The organism is Psychrosphaera sp., assembly GCF_982872775.1.
This window is the reverse complement of the sequence record NZ_CEYNSH010000087.1, coordinates 1-2,826: the sequence shown is the minus strand read 5'-3', so window position 1 is coordinate 2,826 and position 2,826 is coordinate 1. Positions and strand designations below refer to the sequence as shown.

Annotated in this window: 3 protein-coding genes; 2 read left to right on the top strand and 1 reads right to left on the bottom strand. The window is 39.3% G+C overall.

The annotated features are described in order from the left end of the window. Nucleotides 1-161 (top strand): NYN domain-containing protein (locus AC4E96_RS13980; RefSeq protein WP_490256264.1); only part of this gene is annotated, 161 nt, incomplete at its 5' end. 128 nt (nucleotides 162-289) lie between these two features. Further along, the gene (locus AC4E96_RS13975) at nucleotides 290-712 is read left to right on the top strand and encodes an NINE protein (RefSeq protein WP_490256263.1); all 423 of its coding nucleotides are present in this window, start codon (nucleotides 290-292) and stop codon (nucleotides 710-712) included. 64 nt (nucleotides 713-776) lie between these two features. On the opposite strand, the gene AC4E96_RS13970 is transcribed toward AC4E96_RS13975, so the two are convergent. Further along, a partial coding sequence (locus tag AC4E96_RS13970) for a DUF3427 domain-containing protein (protein WP_490256262.1) occupies nucleotides 777-2,826 on the bottom strand: 2,050 nt, incomplete at its 5' end.

Sequence of the window (2,826 nt, the reverse complement as noted above, 5' to 3'; positions counted from 1 at the left end):
TTCTATTATCTGGCGACGGCGACTTCGAACTGCTGATGCGCACCATCAAACAACGACACCCAATCACAACAATGGTTTATGGTGTCGAAAAGCTTACTGCAAACCTGCTAATTCGCAGTGTTGATAAGTTTGTGGCGATAGAGGCTGGGATGTTGGGTTAGGTTAATTAACATTTGTTGTCTTTTGGGTACCAACCTGTTAAAAATTGTTAATATCTATTAGAAAATCAGTTAGTTGTGATCAAGTAGATATAAGTACATGGAAGCTCAATTTAAAATAGGAGATGTAAATGAGCGAACAAAATATGAATGTTAAAGTACAAATCGTAGGCAAGAATACACTCGTAGCTTACCTATTGTGGTGGTTCTCAGGTTGGGCTGGCGCTCACCGCCTTTATCTTGGTCATACAAAAACTGCCCTGACTCAATTAGCTTTAGTTATCGTCGGATGGGTCACAATGCTCTTTTTTGTGGGTTGGATATTCTTAGGGGTTTGGTTTATCTGGTGGATGCTCGATGTGTATTTCACCTTCAAAATGGTCGAAGAAGCCAATGCCAAACTAGGTGTAGAGAATTCATCAATTGCCCTTTCTAAGTCTGGTAACGCCAACGACAGCGACAACCTAGAACAATTAGAAAAGCTGCATTCATTATTTGAAAAAGGCGTATTGACTAAAGAGCAATACGAAGAGAAAAAAGCCGGATTAATTTAATTTCGTTCGCTAATTTCTTGGCCTTGCTGTTGTTTTGAATAACGTAGTAAGGTCCTCATAACTTCTAACCCACAGCCAATTTTGCCGTTTCTGTCCACATGAATGAAGGCATTGGGTGCGCTAGTTTCCAAGTAATGTTCATTGGCCTTTCTCCCTCATAACGCACAAACTTAACTGGGCCAAAGTTTACAAATCCCATCGCTTTTCCGTATTGGTCTTTGCTTTGCTCTCTGACAAACAAAATAAATGTCTTTTTGTTTCTGGCTTGCTCAATATAGCCTAGGCCTCGGCCTGTGCGAGGATGAGACGCATTTTGGCTTTGCCAATGGAACAATGTCTCACTGACTGCATAATCGTGGTACATAGTTGTCGCCGAAAATTCTTTGTCATTCTTGTTTAGGGTAACAAAGAATATTTCGGCCCGGCCGTTATCAATGCTAACAACGCCTTCTTTAGTCGGATTTTTAAAGTCAAATCGCGAGGCACCGAGTCCTACTAGTATTTGCTCTTTGGTGTACCTTGAGTGCATATTCAAGGAAGACTCATTAACAACAGCGCTATTTGTTGGAGGCATCGGGAATTCTATTGTGTGGAGTTGTTCTATAAGGATGGCCAAAACGTCTTCTAATTCAGTCTGTAGATCTTTATGTCTTAGTGCTAACAAACTCTCATTAACACTTTGGAATCCTAAGTTTTGTCCAGTCTTATCCCAAAAGTCAAAATGCACCATTAACGAGAACTGCTCAACTTGCTGTTCACTAAATAAATGGCCCACACAATGCTCTGGTTCAAAGTCATTCTGACTTAACAACAACACAAATTTCAGATAACTCAGAGAGGTATTCTGGAGTAACCTGTTTTTTATCGCTCGATAATACGCTTTAAATATTGGCTTTTGCTCGACATCTACTTCTTTATTTTGCGCTACGGAATTTAGTGCGGTCCAGCCGCCTACGCCAGATTGATTAGGCTTATAAATATCTTCGAGCTTTATTTCACTGTTAATGACGAGAAAGTTTCGCAAAGTTAAACTCAAAGCGCTCTCGTTACTAAAATTATTTATTTTGTTCAGTAACTTGCGCTTATTTGGCGTGGCGTTATTAATATTGGTTAGGATTCGACTTTGAGCGACTCTCTGTAACTCAATATGGCAACCCAGTGGTGCATGAGGGAAGCCTTTTTCTATTTCCTTTTGCAGAGAATGATTTGTTTTGCCAATGAGTCCTCTAAATTTGTGTGAGAAATCATAATTTACGTGTGCGTTGCCAACAAAATCCAGCACGGTACAACATTCTTTATCATCAGTTAATCGAAGCCCACGACCTAGTTGCTGCAAGAATACGGTTAAGCTTTCCGTTGGGCGTAGCATCAACAAGGTATCGAGTTCTGGAATATCGACACCTTCATTAAACATATCAACGACAAACAATATGTTAATCTGTCGCAATTCTAATTTTTGAATAAGTGAACTTCTTTCTTTGGAGTTACTACTTGTTAAAACACCTGCTTTAATGCCTCTCTCTTTAAACTTTTCGGACATGTATTCGGCATGAGCTTTATTGACACAAAAGCCAAGTGCACGCATCTTCGAGACATCTGTAACCGTTTGACCAAGGTTTAAAAGAATATTTTTCAATCGTTGATCATTTTGGGTGTATACATTCGTCAATTCATCTTGGTCGTATTTACCACTCGTCCATTTCACCTTTGTTAAATCGGTCCCATCATCAATTGCAAAGTATTGAAAAGGGCAAAGATGTTTTTGATTTATCGCATCAGGAAGTCTTATTTCCGCGGCTATGACGCCACAAAAATCATCTAATATATTCGCACCGTCATGTCGCTCAGGTGTAGCCGTTAATCCAAGTAATATTTTTGAATCAAAATGCTCTAGCACTTTTCGGTAACTGGACGCAGAAACATGATGTACCTCATCAATGACAATATAGTCATAATAGTCAGTAGCTAAGTTTGAAGTTGAGTCATCGTTCAGATAATTATTGAGTTTTTGTATAGAAGCAAAAACCGACTTCACATTCGATGGCTGATGATTTCCCACCCATAGTTGACCGAACTGAGCATTTTTTAAAACACCTCTATAAGCAGTAATAGCT

What these genes read in the sequence shown, in the direction of transcription:
- AC4E96_RS13975 (WP_490256263.1), top strand. Translation starts at nt 290, where the DNA reads ATGAGCGAACAAAATATGAATGTTAAAGTACAAATCGTAGGCAAGAAT.